General features: G+C 61.0%; 14 protein-coding genes. 9 read left to right on the forward strand and 5 right to left on the reverse strand.

Translation table 11 applies throughout. From position 1 onward, the window contains the following. The first annotated feature begins 84 nt into the window (after nt 1-84). The 5 genes from EP30_RS09335 (at nt 85) to EP30_RS09355 (ending at nt 12,807) form a co-directional block, all read left to right on the forward strand. A complete protein-coding gene (locus EP30_RS09335) occupies nt 85-1,452 on the forward strand; it encodes a hypothetical protein (RefSeq protein ID WP_140558151.1) in 1,368 nt (455 codons plus the stop codon). Between the two features lie 133 nt (nt 1,453-1,585). After that, nucleotides 1,586-2,851, forward strand: a complete 1,266-nt coding sequence (gene ilvA / locus EP30_RS09340; RefSeq protein WP_094663896.1) for a threonine ammonia-lyase — start codon at nt 1,586-1,588, stop codon at nt 2,849-2,851. 214 nt (nt 2,852-3,065) lie between these two features. Next, nucleotides 3,066-4,688 (forward strand): alpha-N-arabinofuranosidase, encoded by a 1,623-nt coding sequence (locus EP30_RS09345; protein WP_140558153.1) that lies wholly within the window; start codon nt 3,066-3,068, stop codon nt 4,686-4,688. A gap of 438 nt (nt 4,689-5,126) precedes the next feature. After that, nucleotides 5,127-9,677, forward strand: coding sequence for an ExeM/NucH family extracellular endonuclease (locus EP30_RS11200; protein ID WP_258185457.1), 4,551 nt, complete (start codon nt 5,127-5,129; stop codon nt 9,675-9,677). A gap of 223 nt (nt 9,678-9,900) precedes the next feature. Beyond that, the gene (locus EP30_RS09355) at nt 9,901-12,807 is read left to right on the forward strand and encodes a 5'-nucleotidase C-terminal domain-containing protein (protein ID WP_258185458.1); all 2,907 of its coding nucleotides are present in this window, start codon (nt 9,901-9,903) and stop codon (nt 12,805-12,807) included. 465 nt (nt 12,808-13,272) lie between these two features. Here the strand turns inward: EP30_RS09355 and EP30_RS09360 are convergent, their stop codons facing one another. The 5 genes from EP30_RS09360 to EP30_RS09380 all read right to left on the reverse strand — a co-directional run bounded on the left by EP30_RS09360 (nt 13,273) and on the right by EP30_RS09380 (nt 20,227). Next, complete coding sequence (locus EP30_RS09360) at nt 13,273-14,142, reverse strand: sulfite exporter TauE/SafE family protein (protein WP_140558155.1); 870 nt, start codon at nt 14,140-14,142, stop codon at nt 13,273-13,275. Between the two features lie 89 nt (nt 14,143-14,231). Next, nucleotides 14,232-15,698: an anaerobic sulfatase maturase gene (locus EP30_RS09365; protein WP_140558158.1), complete on the reverse strand. Its 1,467-nt coding sequence runs from the start codon at nt 15,696-15,698 to the stop codon at nt 14,232-14,234. A 54-nt stretch (nt 15,699-15,752) separates the two neighbouring features. Beyond that, nucleotides 15,753-17,282 (reverse strand): sulfatase-like hydrolase/transferase, encoded by a 1,530-nt coding sequence (locus EP30_RS09370; protein ID WP_140558161.1) that lies wholly within the window; start codon nt 17,280-17,282, stop codon nt 15,753-15,755. A 174-nt stretch (nt 17,283-17,456) separates the two neighbouring features. After that, entirely contained in the window at nt 17,457-18,881 is a 1,425-nt protein-coding gene (locus tag EP30_RS09375) for a sugar porter family MFS transporter (RefSeq protein ID WP_140558164.1), read from the reverse strand. Nucleotides 18,882-19,339: 458 nt separating this feature from the next. Then, complete coding sequence (locus EP30_RS09380; RefSeq protein WP_140558168.1) at nt 19,340-20,227, reverse strand: D-hexose-6-phosphate mutarotase; 888 nt, start codon at nt 20,225-20,227, stop codon at nt 19,340-19,342. Between the two features lie 409 nt (nt 20,228-20,636). Between EP30_RS09380 and EP30_RS09385 the strand changes: the two genes are divergently transcribed. The 4 genes from EP30_RS09385 (at nt 20,637) to EP30_RS09400 (ending at nt 25,289) form a co-directional block, all read left to right on the forward strand. Next, nucleotides 20,637-21,830 carry an ROK family transcriptional regulator gene (locus tag EP30_RS09385; RefSeq protein WP_140558170.1) on the forward strand — a complete coding sequence of 398 codons (1,194 nt, stop codon included), beginning with the start codon at nt 20,637-20,639 and terminating at the stop codon, nt 21,828-21,830. Further along, nucleotides 21,793-22,848, forward strand: coding sequence for an ROK family protein (locus EP30_RS09390; RefSeq protein ID WP_140558172.1), 1,056 nt, complete (start codon nt 21,793-21,795; stop codon nt 22,846-22,848). The genes EP30_RS09385 and EP30_RS09390 overlap by 38 nt, the downstream gene beginning before the upstream one ends. Nucleotides 22,849-22,902: 54 nt before the next feature. Beyond that, nucleotides 22,903-23,691 (forward strand): glucosamine-6-phosphate deaminase, encoded by a 789-nt coding sequence (nagB, locus tag EP30_RS09395; protein WP_140558175.1) that lies wholly within the window; start codon nt 22,903-22,905, stop codon nt 23,689-23,691. 254 nt (nt 23,692-23,945) lie between these two features. Further along, complete coding sequence (locus EP30_RS09400) at nt 23,946-25,289, forward strand: N-acetylglucosamine-6-phosphate deacetylase (protein WP_140558177.1); 1,344 nt, start codon at nt 23,946-23,948, stop codon at nt 25,287-25,289. Nucleotides 25,290-25,397: the final 108 nt, after the last annotated feature.

Genomic DNA, 25,397 nt, shown 5'->3' on the forward strand with positions numbered 1-25,397 from the left:
GGCGACGAGGGATACGCCGAGGCGAAGGCCTACGAGGACTGGCTTGATGCGCAGGAGTCCGACAACGGACAGATCACCGCGCACATGGACTTCATCGAAAGCCTGCCGGAAAGCAAGACCGTGGCCAACGATCTGCTCAAGACCATCTTCACCGATGATTTCATCAGCAAGATCGGCACCGACGACGCCCACATCTGGTACAACACCAAGGACGGCACCAAGAAGGGCGAGCAGAACTGCGCTCCCGGCGCCGACCCCGCCAAGGACGCGGACGCCTGCGGTGAGGCGTCGAAGAAGATCAAGACCCAGATCGACGCCGCCGAATACGTCTACGAGCTGTACATCACCCAGGCCGATATGATCGAGGAGAACAACGGCACGTTCGACTTCACCAAGTACTTCGCAGGTCACGAGCAGGACGCCGAATGGTTCGTCTACCTGCTCGACAAGGACGACTTCTACGAGAAGGGGCCGGGCTTCGAAGGACACGACGACAGCTACAAGAACGCCCAGGTGCTGCTCGACGACTTCTTCAAGGTGATCGACCAGCGTGTGGACGGTGGCAGCACCGCCGCCACCTTCCGCTTCGGCCACGCCGAGACCGTGGTGCCGTTCGCCGCGCTGCTCAAGCTGCCCGGCTCCACCCAGCAGGCGCCCGATGTGGCCCAGCCCAAGAGCATCCACGACGTGTTCAACTACACCGACAATATCTACCGTTCCGACACCGTCGGCCCGATGACCGTGAACGTGCAGTGGGACGTCGTCGCGCGCAAGGGCACGGACCCGAAGACCGGCAAGGCATACACGCTGCTCGTCCGCGTGCTCTACAACGAGAAGGAGACCGCGCTTGACGGCGCCCAGTGCGTGCCGGTGGCCAAGAACTCCACCTGGTACAAGCTCAGCGAGCTCAAGCGCTGCCTCAAGGCCACCGGATACGTGAGCACTGGCGAGGATCCGCAGATCGACCCGAACGACGTGCCGACGCCGAACAACCCGGACGCCAACAAGCCCTCCCAGTACGGCGTGGACAACCTCAGCGCCGTGACCGCCAACTACGCCGACAACGGCGCGCAGGTGAAGGGCTTCGACTACCGCCAGCACGGTCCGTTCGCCATCGAATCCGGCCGTAGCGTGAAGCTGCAGGGCGTGCCGGACAAGTGGACCGCCGCGAAGACCGACGAATCCAACGGTGCGCAGAAGTTCACCGTGACCAGCCCCGACGGTTCGTTCTCGTGGACGTACGAGTTCTCGCCGAACGCCGGTGGCGCTGGCAAGGACAACGGCACCACCGGTGCGCAGAAGACCACCGCCGACGTGACCACGACCAAGAACGCGGGTACGCCGTCGGCGCTGTCGAAGACCGGCGTCAACGTGGCCGTTATGGCGGGCGCTCTCGTGGTGATGATGGCCGTGGGCCTGTGCCTGATCATGCGTGCCATGCGTCGCGACTGAGCGCAGTCGTAACCGCATGTTCGATCGCGTGATCACATGATTCATGCGATCCCCCGAGTCTTCTGCCCGCATGTCGAAATGGCATGGGGGCAGAAGACTCACTTGTTGAGACAGTCTCTTAAGATTGACACTCATGGATCAGAAAGACGTCATCAAAAATCTGCAGCGTGACCATGCCGAGGAATTGAAGCTCGCGGCGAAGCGACTCAAAGGCACCGCTCACCACACCCGTATCATCGAATCCCCCATTCTTTCCGAAATGACCGGACACAAGGTCCTCCTCAAGCCGGAGAACCTGCAGGTCACCGGATCGTTCAAGATCCGTGGCGCCTACAACAAGATCGCATCGCTCAGCGACGAGGAACTGGCGCGCGGCATCGTGACCGCATCGGCCGGCAACCACGCGCAGGGTGTGGCGTATGCGGCTCGCGAGCGCGGCGCCAAGGCCACGATCTGCATGCCGCAGATCACCCCGCCGCTCAAGGTGGACGCCACCAAGGCGTACGGTGCCGACGTGGTGCTGCACGGTGACGTGTTCGACGAGGCCGCCGCCTACGCGCAGCGTCTGAGTGACGAGCAGGGCATGATCTTCGTGCCGCCGTTCGACGACTACGAGGTGATCTGCGGTCAGGGCACGATCGGTCTGGAGATCCTCGAGGACGTGCCGGACGTGACCGACGTGGTGGTGCCGCTGGGTGGCGGCGGCCTGGGTGCCGGCGTGGCGCTCGCGATCAAGACGTTCAAGCCCGAGGTGCGCGTGATTGGCGCGATCCCGGAGGGCAGCCCGGCGTTCCTGAATTCGTTCCGTGCCGGCCGTGTGGTGGAGGCCGAGCAGGTGGTCACGTCGGCCGAGGGCGTGGCGGTGAAGCATCCGGGCGATCTGACGTTCGCCCTGCTCAACGAGTTCCTTGACGATCTGGTGACGGTCACCGAGCGTGACATCAACGAGATGATCCTGCTGATGCTGGAGCGTCACAAGCTGGTGGTGGAGGCCGCGGGTGCGGTGTCCCTGGCCGCGCTTGAGCATCTGAATCTGCGTTCCCGCAAGTTCGCCGCGGCCCCCGGCCCGCATGTGGTGGTGCCGATCCTGTCCGGCGGCAACATCGATACGGTGACGATGGGCGCGGTGATCCAGAAGGGTATGATCGCCCGCGGCCGCATCATGAACTTCGAGGTGGAGCTGCCGGATACGCCGGGTCAGCTGGTGAAGGTGGCCACGCTGCTGGCCGAACAGCGCGCGAACGTGATCGCGCTGGACCACGATCAGTTCAAGGCGTCCGGCCACTACACGAACGCCGTGTCGCTGGGCGTGACGGTGGAGACGAACGGTCCGGATCATATCGACAAGATCCTCGCCGCGCTGCGTGCCGCCGGATTCCAGCCGCGTCGCGTGTACTGATCCGCCGCCTGCGCGGTGTCGTCAGGCGCGAATACGGGCTGACAGACGCAAATACGGGCTGAACAAGACGAAATCCGCTATTCGTAGTGCTTTAAGGACGTTTGGCGTACAAAAAACGTCCGTACGCCACTACGAATTACCGGGAACGTCTTTTTCGGCCCGTATTGTCATACGTAAGGGGGTCACTTACGTACGTTAGGGGAACGAGGACACCATGACACAGTCGTCAATACAGTCGTCAGCAGATCAGCAGGATCAGCAGTCAAATCAGACGTCAGCCGTTCCGGCCGCGATCGCGATCAATCCGGCGTTCGCCGTCGCGCCAGTCAACAACCGACTGTTCGGTTCGTTCGTCGAGCATCTGGGCCGTTGCGTATACACGGGTATCTACGAACCCGGTCATCCCACGGCCGACGAGCACGGATTCCGTCAGGACGTGATCGATCTGGTCCGTGAACTCGGCGTGACCACCGTGCGCTATCCGGGCGGCAACTTCGTGTCCGGATACCGTTGGGAGGACGGCGTCGGTCCGCGCGATCTGCGCCCGCGCCGACTCGACCTGGCCTGGCACTCCACCGAAACCAACGCGTTCGGCCTGCACGAGATGGCCGAATGGCTGGAGAAGACCGGCGGCAACGAACTCATGGAGGCCGTGAATCTGGGTACGCGCGGACTGCAGGAGGCCCTCGACCTGCTCGAATACGCGAACATCCCCGGCGGCACTGCGCTGTCCGACGCCCGTCGTGCGAACGGCCACGAGCAGCCGTTCAACATCCGCATGTGGTGCCTGGGCAACGAGATGGACGGGCCGTGGCAGCTCGGTCACAAGTCGGCGCACGACTACGGCGTGCTCGCCACCGAAGTGGCCCGCGGCATGCGGCAGATCGACCCGGATGTGGAACTCGTGGTGTGCGGATCGAGTTCGCACGGCATGGCCACGTTCGGCGAGTGGGAGCGCACGGTACTCGAACACGCCTACGATCTGGTCGATTTCGTGTCCTGCCACGCCTACTACAAGCCGGAGAACGGCGACATTGCAAGCTTCCTCGCGTCCGGCGTGGATATGGATGGATTCATCCGCGACGTGGCGTCCACGATCGACGCGGTCAAGGCGCGGCGCAAGAGCACGCACGACGTGGCGATCTCGTTCGACGAATGGAACGTCTGGTATGCGGGCGGGGATGCAAGCCGCACGCCGGAGGGCATCGACAACTGGCCGGTCGCGCCGCGTCTGCTTGAGGACCAGTACAGCGCGCTCGACGCCGTGGTGGTAGGTGATCTGCTCATCACGCTGCTGAAGAACGCCGACCGTGTGCATGCGGCATCGCTCGCGCAGCTGGTCAACGTGATCGCTCCGATCATGACCGAACCGGGAGGCCCGGCATGGAGGCAGACCATCTTCTACCCGTTTGCCGCCGTGGCTGCGCTCGCCAAGGGCGGTACGGTGCTCGAATCGCGGACGGATTGCGGCACGTACGCCACCGCCGCATACGGTGATGTGCCGACGATCGACTCCGTGACCGTGCGCTGCGCCGACGGATCGCTCGCCGTGTTCGTGACGAATCGTTCGCTGGAGATGGCGACGGAACTGTCGGTGCCGATTCCCGAGTCGTGGCTGCGGGAGGACACGGCCGGAAGCGTCGCCGGAGTGACGGCCGAGGCGCGGACTCTGCACGACGACGATATCAACGCCCGTAACGTGCTGGACGATCAGAATCGTGTGACGCTGCAACCGAATCCGACCGTTCGCGTGGAGTCCGATTCCGCAGGGGCCGCGGCCTCGGTTCGCGTGACCCTGCCGCCGGTCTCCTGGACCGCCCTCCACATCATCCGCTAGCCGACCACTATCGGTTCCTGCCGATCTCTACCGATCCTCACGGTCGGTTCCTGCGGTCGGTTCTGGTCTGGGTATATCCGGACACGGTTCTGGGTATATCGGACCATTTTCAACTGGCTCTGGGTATAACCATGTCATGAGGAGGCTGATATTGGTCTCTTCATGAACCGGGTATACCCAGAGTCGTGGTTTCTGGGTCAAACCGGACGTGGTCTCTGGGTCAAACCGACCATGATTCTGGGTCAAACCGGTCGTGGTCGACGGATGTAGTCCGTATGGTGGACTACGTAACCGATTTGTGGACTTCCCCTGCTGTTCGCCGCCGGTTCATGTTTCATCCGCGCTGCGTTGTTATCGATTTCCTACTGTGGAAACAGTATGACGTTGCATCTGTTATGGCTGTGGATGACCGGCGTCATGCCAATGAAAGGGGAAGACATGACATTTGCCAAACGTATTCAGGGAGGAGTGCTCGCGGCATCGATGCTGTTCGCCGCGGCGGTCATCCCCATGCAGACGGCGGTCGCCGATGAGGGCGGCGCACAGCCGTCCGCGGCATCGCAGTACGCCGGCGTCGTCATCAACGAGGCGTATCTTTCGGGCGGCAGCAAGGGTGCCGCATACAAGAACAAGTTCGTCGAACTGTACAACACAACCGACAAGGACATCGATCTCGCCGGTTCGTCGCTGCAGTACCGTTCGGCGGCCGGAACCGGCGCGTCGAACGCCGTCGCGGACCTGACGGGAACCATCAAGGCCAAGGGCTACTACCTCGTCAAGGCCGGATCGAACGGCGACAACGGCGCCGATCTGCCGGCTGCCGACATCGAGGCGACTGGACTGAACGCCAGCGGCACCAAGGGCACGCTGTTCCTTGCCGCCACGGCCGACAAGCTCAGCCCTGCCGCCGGCGACACCACGGCCGATGCGAAGGTCGTCGATGCACTCGGCTACGGTGCCACGAACACGTTCGAGAAGGCGGCCGCCACCGCGCCGACGTCCAACAGCGACGTCAAGTCGCTTGACCGCACGAACGGCGTCGACACGAACGACAACAGCAAGGACTTCACGCTCAGCGCCACGATCACACCGGGCAAGGCCAACACGACGGACGGCGGTTCTCAGCCGACTCCCGACCCGGGCACCCAGCCGGCCGGTGAGAAGACCATCGCCGAGATCCAGGGAACCGGCGACGCCAGCCCGCTGGTCGACAAGACCGTCACCACCAAGGGCGTGGTCACCGCCACGTACCCGGACGGCGGCTTCAACGGCTACACCATCCAGACTCCGGCTACCGGCGGCGATATCGACCTCGCCAAGCACACGGCATCTGACGGCCTCTTCGTCTACGACTCGAAGAACGTCAAGAACCTCAAGGCCGGCGACTACGTCCAGGTGAGCGGCAAGGTCAGCGAATACAACGGTCTGACCGAACTCAACGCCACCACCGCCACCAAGCTGACGGACAAGGTCGACGCCCCCGTTCCGGCGAAGGTCGCCTTCCCGAAGGCCGACGCCCAGCGCGAAAGCCTCGAAAGCATGCTGGTGGCCCCGCAGGGCGACTACACCGTCTCGAACGTATACAACACCAACAAGTACGGTGAGGTTGGTCTCGCCGCTTCGGACAAGCCGTTCCTCAACCCGACGGTCAAGGGACTCAAGGGCGACGCCAAGACCGGTGCCGCATACCAGGCTGAAGTCGACCGTCTGGAAGCCGAAAGCGTAACGCTTGACGACGGCTCCAGCCGCAACTTCCTCGACACGAAGTACCCGGAGAACGCTGATACGCCGCTGCCGTACCTGAGCAACGAGCAGCCCGTGCGCGTGGGCGAGAAGGTGACGTTCACCAAGCCGGTCGTGTTCGACTACCGCAACAATGCGTGGAAGTTCCAGCCGACGACTCGTCTGACCGGCGACAACGCCGACGCCCAGCCGGTGACGTTCTCCAACACCCGCACCGACACCCCGGATCTGAAGACGGTCGGCGGCGATGTGAAGCTCGGCACGTTCAACGTGCTCAACTACTTCTCCACCACGGCCGATGAGACCGGATGCGCCGCAAGCAACGCCTACGTCGACCGCGGCGGCAACCCCGTGACCGCGAAGAACTGCGACGTGCGCGGCGCCTGGGACAAGACGAACATGGAACGACAGCGCACGAAGATCGTCAAGGCCATCAACAACCTTGGCGCTGACGTCGTGTCGCTCGAGGAGATCGAGAACTCCGCCAAGGCCGCCAGCGTGGTGCCGGACTCGTTCAAGGGCAACCGCCGCGACTACGCGCTCTCCACGCTCGTGGACGCGCTGAACGCCGAAGCCGGTGACGGAACCTGGGCGTACGTGCCCAGCCCGAAGACGCTGCCCGACCTCGACACCGAGGACGTGATCCGCACGGCGTTCATCTACAAGCCCGCCAAGATCGCGACCGTGGGCGAGACACACATCCTCACCGATTCCGACGCCTTCAACGGCAAGAACGGCTACGAGCACGGACGCCAGCCCGACGCCCAGGCATTCAAGGCCAAGGACGCCGCCGACAAGGATGCGTTCCTCGTGGTGGCCAACCACTTCAAGTCGAAGGGCTCGGCCAGCAACGACCTGAACAAGGACCCGGGCGACGGTTCCGGCAACGCCGACTACACGCGCCAGGCCCAGGCCGACGCGCTCCTGAAGTTCACGGACTCCGTGAAGCAGGACCTCGGTCTTGAGAAGGTGTTCCTCGTCGGCGACTTCAACGCCTACTACGCCGAGAAGCCCATCCAGAAGATCGTAGACGCCAAGTACACCGACCTGAGCGAACAGGTGAGCGAGAAGACCGGCAAGTACACGTACTCGTACACCGTGACCGACGACCAGGGCAACACGAACGGCGGCGTCGGCTCGCTCGACCACATCTTCGCCAACGAGGCGGCCCTCAAGGACGTCACCGGCGCCGACATCTGGAACATCAACTCCGTGGAATCCGTGGCCCTGGAATACTCGCGCTACAACTACAACGCGAAGAACCTCTACCAGCCCGACCAGTTCCGCGCCTCCGACCACGATCCGGTGGTCGTCGGCATCAAGACCACGGCCGGCGAAACCCCGGTTCCGCCCACGTTCAAGGACACCATCAAGGATGAAGGCACCGCCGTCTACCTCAAGAAGATCGACGTTGGCACCGACACCGTCACGCTCGGATCCAAGAACACCAAGGACGTTGACATCTCCGGATGGTCGTTCCGCGACGACAAGGACTCCGCCGACCACATCTACACCGTGCCCGACGGCACCGTGATCAAGGCGGGCGGCGAGGCCGAGTTCAACCTCGACAAGCTCGCCGGCATCGGTCTCGGCAAGTCCGATCAGGTGCGTGTGTTCGACAAGTCCGGCAAGCAGATCCTCCAGTTCACCTGGAAGGGCGATGACGGCAAGGTCGTCTACGTGGCCAACACTGACGCCGACGCCATGGTCAAGCAGGGTCAGGGCGGCGGCACCGACCAGCCGTCCGGCGACAAAATGGCCGTGGCCGCATGGCCCGGTCTCGACACGGTGAAGACCATCGACGGCGTCGACGAGTTCGGTGCCGGCAAGGCCACCGGCGAGCACACCGACGGCAACCTCTCCGGACTGGCCTACCAGCCCGGTGCCAACGGCAAGCCCGGCACGCTGTGGGCCGCCGACAACGACCTCAACCCCACGCTCGGCATCACCGGACCGAAGGGCGCCGGTTCCATCAACAAGTTCGTCTACGATGCCGCGTCCGGCTCTTGGAAGCAGGACCCGAACGACGGCTGGAGCTTCACGAAGGACGGCACCGCCAAGGGCGGCAAGCAGCTGCACTTCAAGGACGGCAAGGGCGGAGTCGACTCCGAGGGCATCACCCTCATCGAAGGCGACCCGAACAAGGGCGTGTTCATCGGTGCCGAACGCGACAACACCGACAAGAACAAGCCTCGCCCGTCCATCCTCAGCTACGACGTGAACGCCAAGACCGCCGACACCAATGGTGACGGCGCGCAGGATCTCACCGCCGCGCACGAGTGGAACCTCACTGGTGGCCTCAGCCAGTTCGGCGTGCAGCTCGCCGACGGCGACGACGCCAACCTCGGCGTCGAAGGCGTGGCGTTCATTCCGGACTCCGTGCTCACCGCCAAGAAGTTCAAGGTGAACGTGGACCCGAAGAACGTGCACGACTACGATCCGAACGGTTTCGGCAACAGCTACGGCGGCCTGTTCTTCGTGGCCCTGGAGAAGACCAACGCCATCTACGCGTTCGCCCTCCAGACCACCAAGGATGGTCAGGACAACGCCTTCCCGGTCGCACAGATCGCGTTGCCGGAGACCGCCGCCAACGCCGGCTACTCCGGACCCCGTGATCTGACCTGGGACGCCGAGCACGGACAGCTGCTCGCCCAGGGCGACAACACCATCGGTGCCGAGGAGAAGCCCACCAAGGCCATGCTCGCCACCTACGAGTTCGGCACGGACGGCACGCTCCAGCTCACCAAGCTGAATGAGGAGCCGGCCGCCGTGGCCTCGGGCAACACCGAAGGCTTCGCCATCACACCCGACGCCGAAGCGGCCAAGGTCGACGGTGGCAAGGACGGCAAGACCTACAAGCCGGTGTTCTGGGCCGACGACTCCGTGACCGACGGTCACTCCCTGCGCATGGGCTACATCGAGGCCACGGCCCAGCAGCAGCCCGGTCCGACGAACCCCGATCAGCCTGATCAGCCCGGTCAGCAGCCGGGCAACCAGCCTGGCGGTAACCAGAACAACGGCAACGGTACTCACCAGAACGGCAACGGTTCCACCAACGGCAACGCGAACACCGGCAACCACGCCGGCAACGCGAACATCAACGCCAAGGGACAGTCCACACAGTCCGCGAAGAAGGGCAGCCTCTCCAAGACCGGCGTCGCCATCGGCGGCATCGCGCTCGCGGTGGCTGTGGTCCTCGGCGTCGGATTCGCCGCCGTGCGCATGGCGCACCGTCGTCGCAACTGATAACTCAATAATCAACAACGTACCTTGCCAATGAGAATTGGCGGGATACGCGATGGAAGCCGACTGCGACTACGTAGTCGGCTTCTGTTGTTCATCAGGTATTGTTCTGGTCTTTATTTTCCTGCCGTATCTCGTTGTCGATATGGACATACCGTGAGTATGTCTATTTGTACTTTCGCGCGGATCATCGGATGCGTGGCGAACCTACAGAGAGGAAGAACACATGGGAATCATCAAACGTATGCAGGGAGGACTGCTGGCGACCGCGATGTTGCTCGCCGCGGTGGTCGTCCCCGCTCAGGCCGCGTCGGCCGCCGAGACCAAACCGGTCGCGGGCGACACCGCCACCATCAACCTGCTCAACGTCAACGACTTCCACGGCCGCATCGATACCGGTCTGACCGTGCCGTTCGCATCGACCGTGCAGCAGCTCAAGGCTGAATACCCGGATTCGTCGCTGTTCCTCGGCGCGGGCGACCTCATCGGCGCCTCGCTGTTCAACTCGTCCATCCAGAAGGACCAGCCGACCATCGACGTGCTCAACGCCTTGGATCTCAAGGCTTCGTCCGTCGGCAACCACGAGTTCGATCAGGGATACGCCGACCTCACCGACCGTGTGATCGGTGTCGAGAACGCTCGTAACGCCAAGTGGGACTACCTCGGCGCCAACGTCTACAAGAAGGGCACCACCACTCCGGCCCTCAAGGAATACAGCATCCAGAACGTCAACGGCGTCAAGGTCGGCGTGATCGGTGCCGTCACCGAGGAGACGTCGACGCTGGTCTCGCCCGGCGGCATCGCGAACATCACTTTCGGTGATCCGGTCGAGGCCGTGAACCGCGTGGCCAAGCAGCTCACCGACGGCAACGAAGACAACGGCGAGGCCGACGTGCTCGTGGCCGAATACCACGAGGGCGCGCCCGCCAACGAGGACGACAAGACCGCCAAGCCCACGATCGACGAGCAGAAGGCCTCCAGCCCGGTGTTCAAGCACATCGTCGACGACACCGATCCGTCCGTCAACGCCATCTTCACCGCGCACACGCACATGAAGTACTCCTACACTGACGCCGCACACAACAATCGTCCGGTCATCCAGACCGGAAGCTACGCCGCGAACGTCGGTCAGGTCGTGCTCAACTACAACAAGACCAACCACACCGTGAGCTACGAGAAGTCCGATAATGTGGCCGCCCCGACCGCACCGGAAGGCGTGAGCAAGGCCGACTTCGATGCCCAGCTCGCCGCCGCCGACAAGTCCGGCGTGACCGCGAACGTCAAGAAGATCGTGGACGCCGCCGTGGCCAAGGGTGCCGAGGAAGGCAACAAGAAGGTGGGTTCGGTGTCCGCCGACATCACCACCGCGTTCAAGGACGGCAAGCGTGACGACCGTGGCAGCGAATCCACGATGGGCAACCTCGTGGCCGATTCCTTGCTCGACTCCCTGTCCTCCCCGGACCGTGGTGGCGCTGAGATCGGCGTGGTGAACCCCGGCGGTCTGCGCGCCGAGTTCTGCAAGACCGGCGACAACGCCTCCTGCACGCTGGCGGCCGACGGTTCGATCACCTACTCGCAGGCCAACGCCGTGCTGCCGTTCCTCAACAACCTGTGGACCACCACGCTCACCGGCGCGCAGTTCAAGGAGGCCCTGGAGCAGCAGTGGCAGACCACGACCGACGGTTCCACGCCGTCTCGCCCGTACCTGCAGCTGGGCCTGTCTCACAACGTGTCCTACACCTACGATCCTGACGCCAAGCAGGGCGAGCACATCACCTCGGTGACCGTGAACGGCCAGCCGCTCGACCCGGCGAAGGAATACCGCATCGGCTCGTTCAGCTTCCTGCTGCAGGGCGGCGACAACTTCCGTGCCTTCGCCCAGGGCAAGAACACCAAGGACACCGGTCTGGTGGATCGTGACGCATGGATCGAGTACATCGGCAAGAACTCGCCACTCGCCCCGCGCTACGACCGTCGTGCCGTGGCCGTGACCGGACTGCCGACCGGTGAAGTGAAGGCCGGCGATTCGTTCGAGCTGAAGTTCTCCAAGCTCACGCTCACCTCGCTGGGTGTGCCCGCCGAGACCGCGCTGACCGCGAAGATCGGCGACGCGACGGTCGGAACGGCTGCCGTGAAGGATGGCGACTCCGCCACGCTCAAGGTGACCGTGCCGGCTGATCTGGCCGCTGGCGACGCGACGCTGACCGTGACCGGTGCGACCGATGGCACCACGGTGACCGTGCCGCTGAAGGTGGTTGCCGCTGGCGAGCAGCCGCAGCCGACCGAGCCTGCCATCGCACTCGGTGACGAGAACGGCAACGCCCTTGAGTCCCTGACGCTGAAGCCGAACGACGAAAAGATCGTGCGCGCCTACGTCAAGGGCGAGAACGTCGAAGGCACTCCGGTCTACTGGAAGTCCTCCGACCCCACCATCGTGAGCTTCAAGCCGAAGGATGCCCAGGCTGGCAAGAGCGGTGCCCGTGCCGTCGTCGGTTACGACGAGCAGACCCTGCTCGCTCACAAGGACGGCAACGTGGTCATCACCGTGACCGCCACCGTCAACGGCAAGGAACTGAAGGCCGAGCTGCCGGTCGCCGTGCGCGACGGCCAGGTGGTCAAGCCCGCCCTCTACTTCACCGACACCAACGGCAAGAAGATCACGTCGCTCAAGCTCAAGAAGGGTGCCTCCCAGAAGGTGTGGGCCGTGGGCGAGGGCAAGAACCTCGAAGGCACTCCGGTCTACTGGAAGTCCTCCGACCCGCAGATCGTGAGCTTCGCCGAGAAGACCGACTCGAACGAGGCGCAGAACAACACCGCCACCGTGGCCTTCAACGAGCAGACCCTGCTCGCTCACAAGGACGGCACCGTGACGATCACCGTGACCTCCACCATCGATGGCACGGAACTGAAGGCCGAGCTGCCGGTGACGGTTGGCGAGGATGCGGCGGTTGCCGCTCCGAACCAGGCTTCGCCGAATGCGGCTTCGCCGAACAACACGACGAAGCCCGCCGCCAAGACCTCCCGTAACGGTCTGGCCAAGACCGGCGCGGATGTGGCGATCGTGGCGGCCGTGGTGGTCCTGCTGGCCGGCGCCGGATTCGGAGTCGTCCGTCTCTCCGCCAAGCGCGACTAGTAAGCGATCAACCTAGAAAATCAATCTAGATCAATCTAGAAACCTAGAAGTGGGCGTACCCGTTCACACAAGACCGATCCCGGTCCTGTTCCTGAACGGTTACGCCCACTTTGCGTATGCGTGGAGCGGGAGAGTGGTTCTCGGTCCACCCTATGCCTTGATGCCTTCCTTGATCTTGCGGTCCGGTTGACAGTTCTTCGGCGGATGGTCTTACGTTCCGGCTGGCTTTGGAGGAAAGCAATCTCCAAGTTCTGAAGTTTTTTCGCGACTCCGCGACCATCAATCTCCAAGTTCTGAAGTATGAAATAGCAAAGCCCGGAGTATAAACGTTGGAATTCCAGCCTCTATACTCTGGGCTTCCTGCGTGGAGACTTCAGAACCTGGAGATGACGGTTGCGAAAGCCCAAAACTACTTCAGAACTTGAAGATAGATAGATAAAGAAGTCCAACGCGGTGTGTCTGCACTCACACCATTTCCAGAATGGTGGAGGTCAAGGTGCCGATGGATACGAGCAACAAAAGGATGCCGAACAGCATCGTGAGCGTGGATTCCTTGACCTTGCGTGAGGCCGGTGCGCCGATCTGACCACCGATCATCGAAGCTATAGCAAACAACAATACGATCGGCCAATCGATGTGAATATCTGTGCCGATACGGGAGAGCAGTCCTGTGGCTGATGCGATCGTCATGACCAACAGTGATGTGGAGGACGCCTCTCGCATTCCAAAGCCAAGGGCAAGTACCAACATCGGTACCACGGCGAATCCGCCTCCCACTCCAAAGAATCCTGTAAGGAATCCTGTGGCAGTGGAGCACAGGATCAGCATAGGTGATCCGCCTCTCCGCCGAGTCCCGGATGGAACAGCGGTTGCCTTGGTCGAATTGCTGCCAGTTTCGCTGCCACTGCTTTCATCGTTGCTGCCATCACCGACGTGAACCTCTGTCATCCGGTCCTTCGCGGCCGCAGCGAGACGTCGAGCTTTGCGGATCATCATGATTCCCACGACGATCAAAAGCACGCCGAACAGCAGCATGAGTACCTGTGAATCCACCATCACTGAAAGACGAGAGCCAAGAACGGTGCCTACAGATGAGAGCACCCCGAAAATCAATCCGTCCCTCCAACGCACATGACCGGTACGGGCGTGTGGCACCAATGAGGTCAACGCTGTTAGGCCAACGATCACCAAAGATCCGGCGGATGCAGCGTGTGGCTCCTGCCCGAGCAGGTATACAAGCACAGGAACCGATAGGATGCCGCCGCCAGCTCCCAATGCGCCGACCACCACGCCTACGCCAAGACCGATCACCAATGCGAGCGCCAAATCAACCATGTGTCATCCTTCCGGGTTGCGATCTGATTGCGATGTTGAGGAGTGGGGCTGGAATGTCATCGCGAGCACGGTGAGCGTCATTATGAGGATTATCGTGTTGTCTTTGCGCGGACCTTGGCTCGTACGTCTGGATTCATGATTTCGTAGGGAGCGCGCCCGGCACGCAGCAGTCTGGCCATGCCGATCATGTCCGGGCGGATATGACCGTAGAATTTTGCGAATCCGGGGCAGAGGTAATTCTGCAAGTTCTGTGATGCGCCATTTGTTGTCTCCGCTGTCTTTGCCGCAACAGTGTCGTTACCTGCCATGGCGTCGGGACTCACAAACCGGTCTTTTGGACATCCTCCGTTGCACATGCGTAGGAATGGGCAGGTGCAGCATCGATCGGGTAATTGTGCGTGCTTCTTCAGCGAGAATTGCTGCATGAGCGGTGTTCCGGCAAGTGAAGCGAAATCGCTGTCATTGATGTTGCCGACAAGCCAATCAGGTTCGACCCAGTGATCGCAGGCATATACGTCTCCATTGAATTCCAGCGCCATGTTGGTGCCGCATTCGGGGGCATGCACGCAGACCGAATATTGCCCGAACAGTGCGCCAAGTGCTGCGTCGAAATCCTGCACGAATACACGTCCCACATCGTGGGTGATCCATTCGTCAAAGATCGTGTTAAGAAAATCGCCGTATGCCTCAGGTTTCACAGATCGTGATGTAACTGCGTCACCGTGCTGGCGATAGAGCAGTCCGACCTGATGGCAGGAGCCGCCTTGGCCGCTGTTGTTCGTATTACGTCGTGTGCCGGTGGCTCGCCATCCGCCATGTTCTACCCGGTTGAGTTGCTCTGGATCCACGCGCTCCACAATCGGAATGAACTGTAGATAGTCCGCTCCGAGTTCATCGCGGAAGTATCGGTACACCTCCAGAGGGTGCCGTTCGTTCGCATGATGTACGGTGCAGAGAATATTGCAGCGTACGCCGGCGTCTTGCAGTCGCCGCCATCCCCGGATCACCATGCTGTGTGTCCCGCGTCCGGCCCGGTTGAGTCGGTAGGCGTCGTGGCATTCAGCCGGGCCGTCGATCGACACTCCGACCAGCACGTCGTGCTTGTGCAGGAATTCGGCCCACTCTTCATCGATGAGTGTTCCGTTGGTCTGCATGGCGTGTACCACGTGCTGGTTGGGGCGTCGATATTGTTCGCACAGTTCTATCAGACGACGGTAGAACGGTAGTCCACGCAGTGTGGGCTCGCCGCCCTGCCACAGCATGGTGACTTCACCATCAGGGCTGGCGGCCAGATATTCGGCAACGTACCGTTCCAGAGTGGCTTCGCTCATCTGCTGTCGTTGAGCGTTATACAGCAGCTCCTTTGACAGGAAGAAGCAATACTGGCAGTCGAGATTGCAAGCGGCACCGGTGGGTTTGGCAACTACGGAGAACGGCAGACGTCGGCGGGTGAGCGGCGTGCGCTGAAGAGTCGCTGACGTCTGGTTCGTCGTTAATTCCTCAGTTGCCGCTTGTACCTCGCTGTTGCTGATGGAAGCAAGCGTCGCCGTGGTCATTGCCGTCCTCCGTTCATGATGCGGGACTGTGTTTCAGGGTGTTTGCGAAGTCCGCTACTTCGCCACGGAATCCCAATCGGATCGTGCGGTGTTCTCCAGGGGGATGTCGAAATCGGTCATCGCTGCCATCCACTTGGCGAACGAACTGTCGCCGCGCTCGCGTAGCTGCCTGTACAGTTCGGCGGCCAGATTCCGGCGGATCTCGTCGTACGCGGGCACGGTGTACACGTTGTTCAATTCATACGGATCGCAACGCAGATCGTAGAGTTCATCCATCGATTCGTGGTTGATGACGAGTTTGAAATCATCGGTGCGAATCATACGCTGCTGGATGGGGAAGTGCAGACCATGGAATTCGCAGACGATGTTCTTGCGCCAATCGGGCACGTCATCACCGTGAGCGAGCGCGGTGAGCGGACGGCCATCCTCCACAAGCGCAGGATCAATGCCAGCGATATCCATGATCGTGGCGGGGATGTCGATCAGTGATACGTATTCATCGCACACGTTGCCATGCGTCACACCAGGAATGCGCGCGATGAACGGAATGCGGTAGATATCGTCATACATGGCCGGGCCCTTGTCGTTGAGGCGGTGGGCTCCGGTGAATTCGCCGTGGTCGGCGCAGAAGAACATGGCGGTGTCATCCATGAGTCCGAGTTCTCGTGCGACGTCGAGGATGCGTCCGATCTCGAAGTCGATCATGGCAACATATCCCCAGTACACGGCGATGAGCTTTTTCCACTGGTCGTTGTCGAATGACGATGTGGACCAATAAGTGGCGTAGTTCTGCTGCACGGGCGGCTTGCCGATCAATGAATCACCGAAGCTTTGTGGCAACGTCACGTCATTCGGGTCGATCAGGTCGAACCATTCGTCAGGCAGGAAGTACGGCAGGTGCGGGCCGAAGAAATGCACATCAAGGCTGAATGGTTTGCCGTTGTCCTTGTAATCCTTGGCGTACTGGCGCAGTCGTGCGATCGATCGGTCCGCGATGAAGCGTTCGAATGTGGCCTCTTCGGGCTGATCGAGTCGGGCCGCGATGATATGACCGTCGCGGTTGCCGGGCAGCTTGCCGCGCCAGATGTCATGCGCCTTGACCGGAGGCAATCCGTTCTCCTCAAGCCAAGCGACATACTCCTCGTTGGCTACAGGATTTTCAGCGCCCCAGAATGTGTCGTCATCCATGCCGAACTTATCAGGAAGATTGGTACCGCAATGGTATTTGCCTACCATGCCCACGTTGTAGCCGTGGTCGTGGAGTTCCTGGGTGTATGTCCAGTCGGTTTCGGGAATGGCGGTGGAGTAGGCGATATTCCATTCGGGGTTGGCGAGTGTCTGGTGCTTGAACGGCAGTTGCCCGGTCAGCATCGATGCGCGTGCGGGAGTGCAGATGGCGGACGGGGTAAACCCCTTGGTGAAACGGCATCCGTCGGCGGCGAGACTGTCGATGTTGGGCGTATGCGCGTGTTCGTTGCCGAGGCATCCGAGCGTGTCGATACGGTGCTGGTCCGTCATGAACGTGATGACGTTGCGTACGTTGGTGGGGATGATGCGCTGGGTGGCGGTTATGGGTTCGGACATGGTTGGTGCTCCTTGGTGTGGCGGAATGATTGGCTTGTGATTGACAGTAGTTGCGTTGGTGGCTGATGGGAGGGAAGTGCGTGATGGGACGCCGCACGGGTTTGCCCCATCACGCACGTCGTATAGTGGCTCCATCCGGTGGAAAGAACTTTCAGAGGGGGGAGCCAGCTGGGATCATCCCATATCCTCCAGTGACTTGCCGCTGGTCTCGTGCAGGTACTTCTTGGCGAAGATCACGGCCATCACGCCGAAGAAGCAGTACATCCAGTAGGTGAACGACGGGGACCAGGCCACCAGGTACGGGAACATCAGCACGACCACGAGGTTCACGAAGAAGTCTGCTCCCGAGGCGAGCGACATGGCGCTACCGCGGATCTGGTTGGGGAACATCTCTCCCATCATCACGGAGAAGATCGGTCCCCACGAGGAGGTGAATCCAAGCAGGAAGCAGCACAGTGCCGCCACTGCGGCGAAACCGAGGATCGGGCTGCCGCTGATGTCCGGGCCATTGGGCCCCTTGGGGGCGATGGTGAATACGGTAGCCACCACGGCGAGCGAGATGAAGATCAACGTGCCGCCGTAGATCAGCATGCGCTTGCGTCCTACCTTGTCCACAAGCAGGATGCCGGTGGTTACGCCGATGATCTTGAACACACTGAGAATAAGAGTCTGCTGGAATGCTGCAGACTCAGGGATGCCCACGGATTCGAACAGCGTGTTGGAATAGAAGAAAATGCCGTTGGTGCCGGTGAGCTGCTGGAAGGCGGCGAGCGCCATGCCCACGAACACGAGTCCCTTCCACTGCGACTTCAGTACGGCGATCATGCCCATGCGCTCAGTGCCTTCCTCGCCCAGCGAGGCGTGAATGGCGGCGACCTGTGCCGGTACATCATCGCGGCCGGTGACCTTGGCAAGTACCTTGGCGGCTTCCTCGGTGCGTCCCTTGGCGACCAGATATCGCGGAGATTCGGGGATGATCGCAGTGAGCACGATGTAGAAAATCGCGGGGATGAGCAGGAACAGGAACATGAACTGCCATGCCTTGAGGCCGAATGCCATTTCAGCGGTGGAAGAACCGGCGATATTGGTAACGACCAGATTCACGATAGCGGCGAACAGCAGGCCGAGAATGATGGCAAGCTGACGGAACGAAATCAATCGGCCGCGAATGCGAGCGGGGGAGATCTCGGCTACATATCCGGGGGCCACGGTGGTTGCCGCGCCGAATCCCATACCGCCTAACACGCGGCAAAACAGCAGGAAGAAGTAGCCGCCAAGCCACGGGGAGAATGCGCCGAAGATGGCTTCGAACAGCAACAATGGTCCGGCACACATGAGTACGGTTTTGCGTCCGATGTGATCAGACAGACGGCCGGCGATGACGGATCCGATCAGACCGCCGATGATGCCGGCGGCTCCGGCGACGCCTTTGGCGAATGATCCGAGCTGGAATTCTGTGCCGACGGCGCTGATGGCACCATTGAGCACCATGCCTTCGAAACCGTAGAACAACGGACCGAGTGTGACGATGAGGGCCAAGGTGGTGGCGTAGCGTTCCGCGCTGCGCACCTTGGCGGGTAGGGCTTCCTGTGATGTCATGATCTCTCCTTTGAGCTGTGCGTTAGGTTTCCCGGTCCCAACGTTGAACCCAGTATACACGAAAATGTAAAGAAAGATGACATTTGAAAAATGTCAACGAGTCTCACTGTAGAAAAGCCTGTGTTTCTTTGAAATTACACCATTATTGCCGATGCGTAATCGAGGGATTGTGGAGGGTGGTATCTTCTATGGCTCTTATTTGTAACCGATATTGATGTTTTTGTTCCGTTGTGAAGCGATGAGGGGGTGGCGATTCGGTGGATTCGTTCACCGCATGCCTGTTTGGTCGTCTCTTACTCGGGGCCGCGTGCGGGTTCAATCGTCGTACGCAAGTCTTGGTGAAGTCTTCGTCCTGGTATGGTTTCGTGGGAATGCATAACGCCTGCTGGCGAACCGAGTGGGAGGTCCGCCAGCAGGCGTTATGACTGTGATGTTTTCGTTGATCGGTCTCGGCAGTCCTACTCCACGTGGATGGTCTGGCTCAACGTGGCGGACTCACCGGGGTTGAGTGTCGTCGCGTTGTCCCGACAGTTGGCGGCCTCCACGCAGACGAAGCTACGCCATTCGCCGGCTGCCATGTCGCCGATCGCATTGCCGGCGTCCTCTCCCGGATTCCAGACCACGGTGTTCTTCGAGCCGCTCTTGCCGACCGTGATCATGCGCCCCAGACGCTCGTCGAGGATGCGAACCACATCATGCCTGTTCTCGCCGCCGGCGAAGTAGATGCGGTCGACCATATTGCCGTCGAAGGTGATCGGCTCGTCGGCCTGTACTCGTTTCGGGTCGTCGTCAAGTGTGGTGTCGAGAAATTCGGTGCCTTCCAGTCCGCTTACCTGTACGTGCTCGATGTCGCCGATGGCGAAGTACGTGTGAAGAGCTGATTCGTAGATGAACGGCATGTCACCGGTATTCGTCACGGTCAGTGAAGCTTGGAATTCCGCGCCGCAGTGCACTTCGTACGTGGCGTTGAACGCGGCCGGGAGCTCCGCGGATCCGCTGAGCGTAGCGAGCCAGTCCGGGTGCCCGTCGGCGGAGTCGAGTGTGTATCGGGCGAATGCGTCGGTGCTTGTGTCCTTGTCGTAATGCCAGAAGGAGATGCGTCCGAAGCCGTGCTTGGGGTTCTTGCTGGCGATGTGGCCGTCGACGAAGCCGGAGTTGAACCAGGGGAAGATCACGGGGATGCCGCCACGGATGGCGGTTCCTGCGGAGAGATGCACGGCCTTGGGGTGCCACAGCACGCTGGGCTGACCGTTCGGAGCCCATTCCAATACATGTGCGCCGTAATCTGAGATGGTTGCGTTGGCGTCATCGTTGACGAAGTCGCGCGAGATAAAGCAGTCGTTCATGAGCATCAGTATAGGCCATGTGAGTTGGGGTGCTGCTCGCTCGATTGCCTTATTGTATTGTTTCTTTACAAAAAATTCCCTCGCAGAAGATCCTTGCTATGTGAGGCCGTTTGAGGATTTTTGGCTTCGGTATCTATGTGTACTGGATGGCAAAATGTACAATTATGTGATATAAAGTAAATGTAGTTGACATAAAAGATGAAGTTGGGCGATGTCGCCTGATGGTTTTCATGTGGAAAGGACGACGATGTGTGACGAATGCGCTTCCGAACCTCGCATATCGTTGTCGCATGACTATTCATGGTCGAATAATGTGACAGCGATGGCGGATTTGGGCGCGCCTCAACGGACAATGGGATGGTCCGGCGATCTTGAAGCCGGTGTTCACAGAGAGCTCCAAGGAGAGACCATGCCCAAAACGTTGAAGTCAGACCCGTCCGATGTCCGAGCCCGTAACATCAGGGCTGTCTTCCAGTTGCTGTTCCCTGCGGAACAGATGTCCCGCGCCGAACTTGGCCGTCGTGTGGGGTTGTCCCGTATGGCGATCAGCGAAGTGGTGGGCGAGATGACGGAGAATCGGCTGCTACGTGAGACCGGTGTGGACAGCCGCTCTGGCCGTGGCAAGCGATCCGTTATGTTGGCGGTTGACCCGGATGGCTGGCGTATCGTATCCATCGACCTCACCCAGCAGTTCGTGATTCGCGGGGCGCTGGTGGATCTATGTGGTCGAATTGTCGACCGTGTGGAGATTCCCTGTGAGAACATGGGCGATGTGCCGCTCGAAATCGTAGGAGAACTCTGCGAAAAACTGCTATCCATGACTGACCGTCCTCTACTCGGCATGGGAGTGTCCGTGCCTGGCGTGGTGGGACAGGACGGTACCGTAATTCGCTCCGTCAATCTTGGATGGACGAATGTGCCTCTCAGGCAGCGTATTGAGACTCGGTTCCATGTTCCCGCGGTAGTGTCCAACGACACCAATATGGCGTTGCTGGGCGAGTGCTACTTTGGCGACTGCTCCGCGGACTCCGTATTCATCAAAATCGGACAGGGCGTCGGCGCTGCGGTCTGCGTAAACGGCGAGATCGTGGAAGGATGCGGATACGCGGCTGGCGAGATCGGACACGTGGTCGTGGACCCCAAGGGTCCTCGATGCGTGTGCGGCAAGCGCGGCTGTCTCGAAGCGTTGCTGTCGGTATCGTATCTGCGTGAGCGGATCGACGCCGAACCCGAGGATCGTACTGCCATACTCTCTGAAGCCGGACAACGCCTTGGCCGTGCATTAGCCATGACGGTAAGCCTGCTGGATTTGAGCGACGTTTCGGTGTTCGGCCCTCCCGAGATCGTCGGTGAGGCGTTCATCGGATCCATGCGCGAAGAACTGGAATCCTGCATTTCTGCGGACTATCGCAATGCCCCATCGTTGCACCGTTGCCAACAGGGCGACGATCTGGTGTTGCGGGGGCAAGCGGTAGCCGTGATTCGTGGTCTGCTTGACAGCATCCACAGCCGTGGCCTGGTGGAGGACGTTGTGCACTTCACCTCGGAAGGAGAACAATCACATCATGACCCAGACGAACATAGTGGTAAGTCCGGCGACTGACGCTTTCGCCAAAACTGCCCGACTGCGCATCGGCGTGGATGTGGGCGGTACCAAGATAGAAGGCGTGCTTGTCGATGCAGACGAGCACGCTCTGCGTGGGGGCGTTGGTGTGCGTGTGCTTGACAGTGTGCGAGTGCCGGCGCGACGTGGTGAACGCCAAGTGGTGGAGGATGTTGCCACGGTGGTGAATGCGATGATGCATTCTGAGGCGGCGCTGCATGTCTCTGACGACAACGACAGTGGGATGTCTCGTTTCATCGGTGTCGGTATTGGCACACCGGGCCGTGTGGATAGTGCCGCCGGCGTGGTGGAGAATATTGCGAATCTTGATGTGTCTCGACTTGACCTATCGAACGAAATCGGTGCCGCATGCGGTCTTCCGGTGCGTGTGGAAAATGACGTCAATGCGGCGGCTTTGGGCGCCTATGCATTGATCGGCGGGGACGATCATGTCGGTCATGATGTCGACATTTCCGACGACACGGTTGCATTCCTGAATTTGGGTACTGGCTTGGCGGCGGGGATTCTGCGCAACGGTCGGCTCGACCATGGCTCAAGCGGTGTGGTCGGTGAGATCGGCCATATTCCGGTGGAGCGACACCGATGGCAGTGTCCCTGCGGACAGTGTGGATGTCTGGAAACCGCTGCCGGAGGCGGAGCGATCATCCGCCAGTGGCCGCAGGCAAATCCTCCCATGCCCGATGTGCTCGCCAAGGCGTCCGATCCTTCGTCCCCTGACTACGAGTTGGCCATGGACGTGAAGCGAACGGTGATCGGTGCTATTGCCGACGCCATCGACATTCTTGCCGTGACCGTGGATCCTCGGGTGATCATGATCGGCGGTGGCACGGCCCGGACTGGTGAACCGCTGATGGCTGCGATCCAAGAGGAACTGCGCCATCGTGAAAAAAACAGCCGTTTCATCGAATCGCTGCACCTGTGCGACAGGTTATTTCTGGTGCCGGGTACCGAGCCGGTCGGCGCGATCGGAGCCGCGTTGTCGGCGCTGTCGGCGTAGCCGAAATCGTCAAACAATCACAATCCAACCACCAATTAGAAAGGAAAGTGCATCATGGCGGAAGTCATCATTGTGAAGAATCAGGATGAGGCGGGTGAGATCTATGCGCGTTGCGTGGCTGATCTCATCAAGGACAAGCCCGATTGCGTATTGGGCCTTGCCACTGGATCCAGCCCGCTGGCTGGATATCGACATCTTGCCAAGATCGTGCATGACGAGAACATCGACGTCTCCTCGGTCCGCGGATTTGCTCTCGACGAGTACGCCGGGTTGGACCCGGAGCATCCTGAATCGTACCGTAGTGTGATCACGCGAACCGTGGTGGAGCCGATCGGTCTCACTCCGGATCTTGTGCACGTGCCCAACGGTAATCTTGATACGATCCGCGAGGCAGGGCATGAATATGATGCCGCCATTGAGGCCGCTGGCGGAGTAGATCTGCAGATTCTGGGTATCGGCACGGACGGGCATATCGGATTCAACGAGCCGGGAAGCTCTCTCGCCTCAGGAACCCGTATCAAGACACTCACCGAGCAGACCCGAATCGATAACGCGCGGTTCTTCGATGGTGATGTGGACAAGGTGCCCACGCACTGCATTACGCAGGGCATCGGCACGATCATGAAGGCGCGGCATCTGGTGCTGATGGCGTTTGGCGATGGCAAGGCAGAAGCCGTGGCAGAGACCGTGGAAGGCGGTGTCAGCTCACTGTGCCCGGCGTCAGCACTGCAGTTGCATCCGCATGCCACGGTGATCGTGGATGAGGCGGCGGCATCGCGGTTGCGGAATAAGGACTATTACCGCTGGGCATATGCGCACAAGCCGGCTTGGCAAGGTATCTGAGCGATTGCGCGGCCGAACACCTGCCGCGCGCGGTTGTTCGGTTGGCGTTTTATAATGTCAGACGTCAGACAAATTGGTGACTGATTGGCGGCAGGGAAGCCGTCGTTCGTGTCGCCGAACCGATACAAACCCAATACAGTGGACCGATGTGGATTGGATGTCGTCATTGTCTGCGCTCGTTGTCGGCGTCGCCGACGGCGGACAAGCGCGTAAACCTGACGGATGATCCACGATCGGGCGGAAAGAAACGGGACATGGAATCAAAGGAAGCCGCTACGAAAGATACGGAATTATTCACGACGGCGGTCGCACACATCGGCGAGGTGCTCGCGCGGCCGGCTGGATCGTTCGCGATCCGCAATGCTCGACGCATCGATGCGCGCGGTGTGCAGGATCATTGCTGGCTGGTGGTGCGCGACGGTGTGATCGTCGCGGAAGGTGCCGAAATCGACGTTGAGGCCGGCGGCACCGACGATATGGCCGACGCGTTCGCCAAAGCGGTGGAACGGGTACGGTCGCAAACATCGTCGCAATCACAATCTACGGCGGCACCCGACGATCTGCCCATCATCGATGCGCGCGGCGCGATCATGACCCCCGGATATGTTGACATCCACGCGCACGGGGCTTGGGGGACCTCCTTCGACGACGGGGCGGACGGCATCGTCACTGCCCGCGCCGGACACATGGTCCACGGCACCACGCGACAGGTACTCAGCCTCATCACCAACCCCATCGACACGATCTGCGAAAACCTGCGCACGGTCCGATCGCTGATGCCGAGCCGCCCTGACATCCTCGGCGCGCATCTGGAAGGGCCGTTCCTTGCCCTCGAACGCAAGGGCGCGCACGACCCCGAATGCCTGCGAGATCCGGTGCCCGAGCTCGTCGACCAGCTGCTCGATGCGTCCGACGGGTGCTTGCGCCAGATCACGATCGCCCCCGAACTGCCCCACGGCATCGACGCAATCAAGCGGTTCGCGGCCGCCGGGGTCAAGCCCGCGGTCGGTCACTGCTCCGCCGACTACCAGACCGCCAAGCGCGCGTTCAACGAAGGCGCGACGATCATGACGCACATGTTCAACGCGATGAACGGCATGCATCACCGCAAGCCGGGCCCGATCCCCGCAGCCGTGGAGGACCCGCGCATCACGATCGAGCTGATCAACGACGGTTTCCATGTGCAGGATCCGATGGTCGCGCTGTCGTTCGGATTTGCGCCGCATCGTACTGCGTTCGTCACCGACGCGATGGCCGCCACCGACTGTCCTGACGGACATTATCTGCTCGGCGCGCTCGACGTGAACGTGGAGCATGGTCATGCGCGGCTGGTCTCGAACGGCGCGATCGCGGGATCCACGCTCGTGCTGGAACGCGCGGTCAGTCGTGCCGTACTCGAACTGGGCATCGACCCGGTGTCGGCGGTGGAGGCGGCCACGCTCACGCCGGCCAGGGCACTCGGTTTCGATCACGCCAATCCGGTGACCGGCGCGCCGATCGGCCTGCTCGCCACCGGCTATGCGGCCGACGTGCTGCTGCTCAATCCCGCCGACTGGCAGGTCGACTCGGTCTGGTGCGCCGGTCGCCGCATTCGTTAGTGTGAGGGCCTGCGTTAGTGTGAGCTCACACTAAATCGTAACCTGCCTAAAACGTTGCAATTCCAACACCGCTCTTTTTTAGTGTGATCACACTAAGGGAGAGCGGTG

The organism is Bifidobacterium sp. UTCIF-39 (genome assembly GCF_006408715.1).
Lineage (GTDB): Bacteria > Actinomycetota > Actinomycetes > Actinomycetales > Bifidobacteriaceae > Galliscardovia > Galliscardovia tissieri.

Coding starts and splice junctions, on each gene's coding strand:
- EP30_RS11200 (WP_258185457.1), top strand. CDS start 5,127: ATGACATTTGCCAAACGTATTCAGGGAGGAGTGCTCGCGGCATCGATG.
- EP30_RS09400 (WP_140558177.1), top strand. CDS start 23,946: ATGGAATCAAAGGAAGCCGCTACGAAAGATACGGAATTATTCACGACG.
- EP30_RS09355 (WP_258185458.1), top strand. CDS start 9,901: ATGGGAATCATCAAACGTATGCAGGGAGGACTGCTGGCGACCGCGATG.
- EP30_RS09360 (WP_140558155.1), bottom strand. CDS start 14,142: ATGGTTGATTTGGCGCTCGCATTGGTGATCGGTCTTGGCGTAGGCGTG.
- ilvA (WP_094663896.1), top strand. CDS start 1,586: ATGGATCAGAAAGACGTCATCAAAAATCTGCAGCGTGACCATGCCGAG.
- EP30_RS09390 (WP_140558172.1), top strand. CDS start 21,793: ATGACCCAGACGAACATAGTGGTAAGTCCGGCGACTGACGCTTTCGCC.
- nagB (WP_140558175.1), top strand. CDS start 22,903: ATGGCGGAAGTCATCATTGTGAAGAATCAGGATGAGGCGGGTGAGATC.
- EP30_RS09380 (WP_140558168.1), bottom strand. CDS start 20,227: ATGAACGACTGCTTTATCTCGCGCGACTTCGTCAACGATGACGCCAAC.
- EP30_RS09370 (WP_140558161.1), bottom strand. CDS start 17,282: ATGTCCGAACCCATAACCGCCACCCAGCGCATCATCCCCACCAACGTA.
- EP30_RS09335 (WP_140558151.1), top strand. CDS start 85: ATGGACTTCATCGAAAGCCTGCCGGAAAGCAAGACCGTGGCCAACGAT.
- EP30_RS09365 (WP_140558158.1), bottom strand. CDS start 15,698: ATGACCACGGCGACGCTTGCTTCCATCAGCAACAGCGAGGTACAAGCG.
- EP30_RS09385 (WP_140558170.1), top strand. CDS start 20,637: ATGCCCAAAACGTTGAAGTCAGACCCGTCCGATGTCCGAGCCCGTAAC.
- EP30_RS09375 (WP_140558164.1), bottom strand. CDS start 18,881: ATGACATCACAGGAAGCCCTACCCGCCAAGGTGCGCAGCGCGGAACGC.
- EP30_RS09345 (WP_140558153.1), top strand. CDS start 3,066: ATGACACAGTCGTCAATACAGTCGTCAGCAGATCAGCAGGATCAGCAG.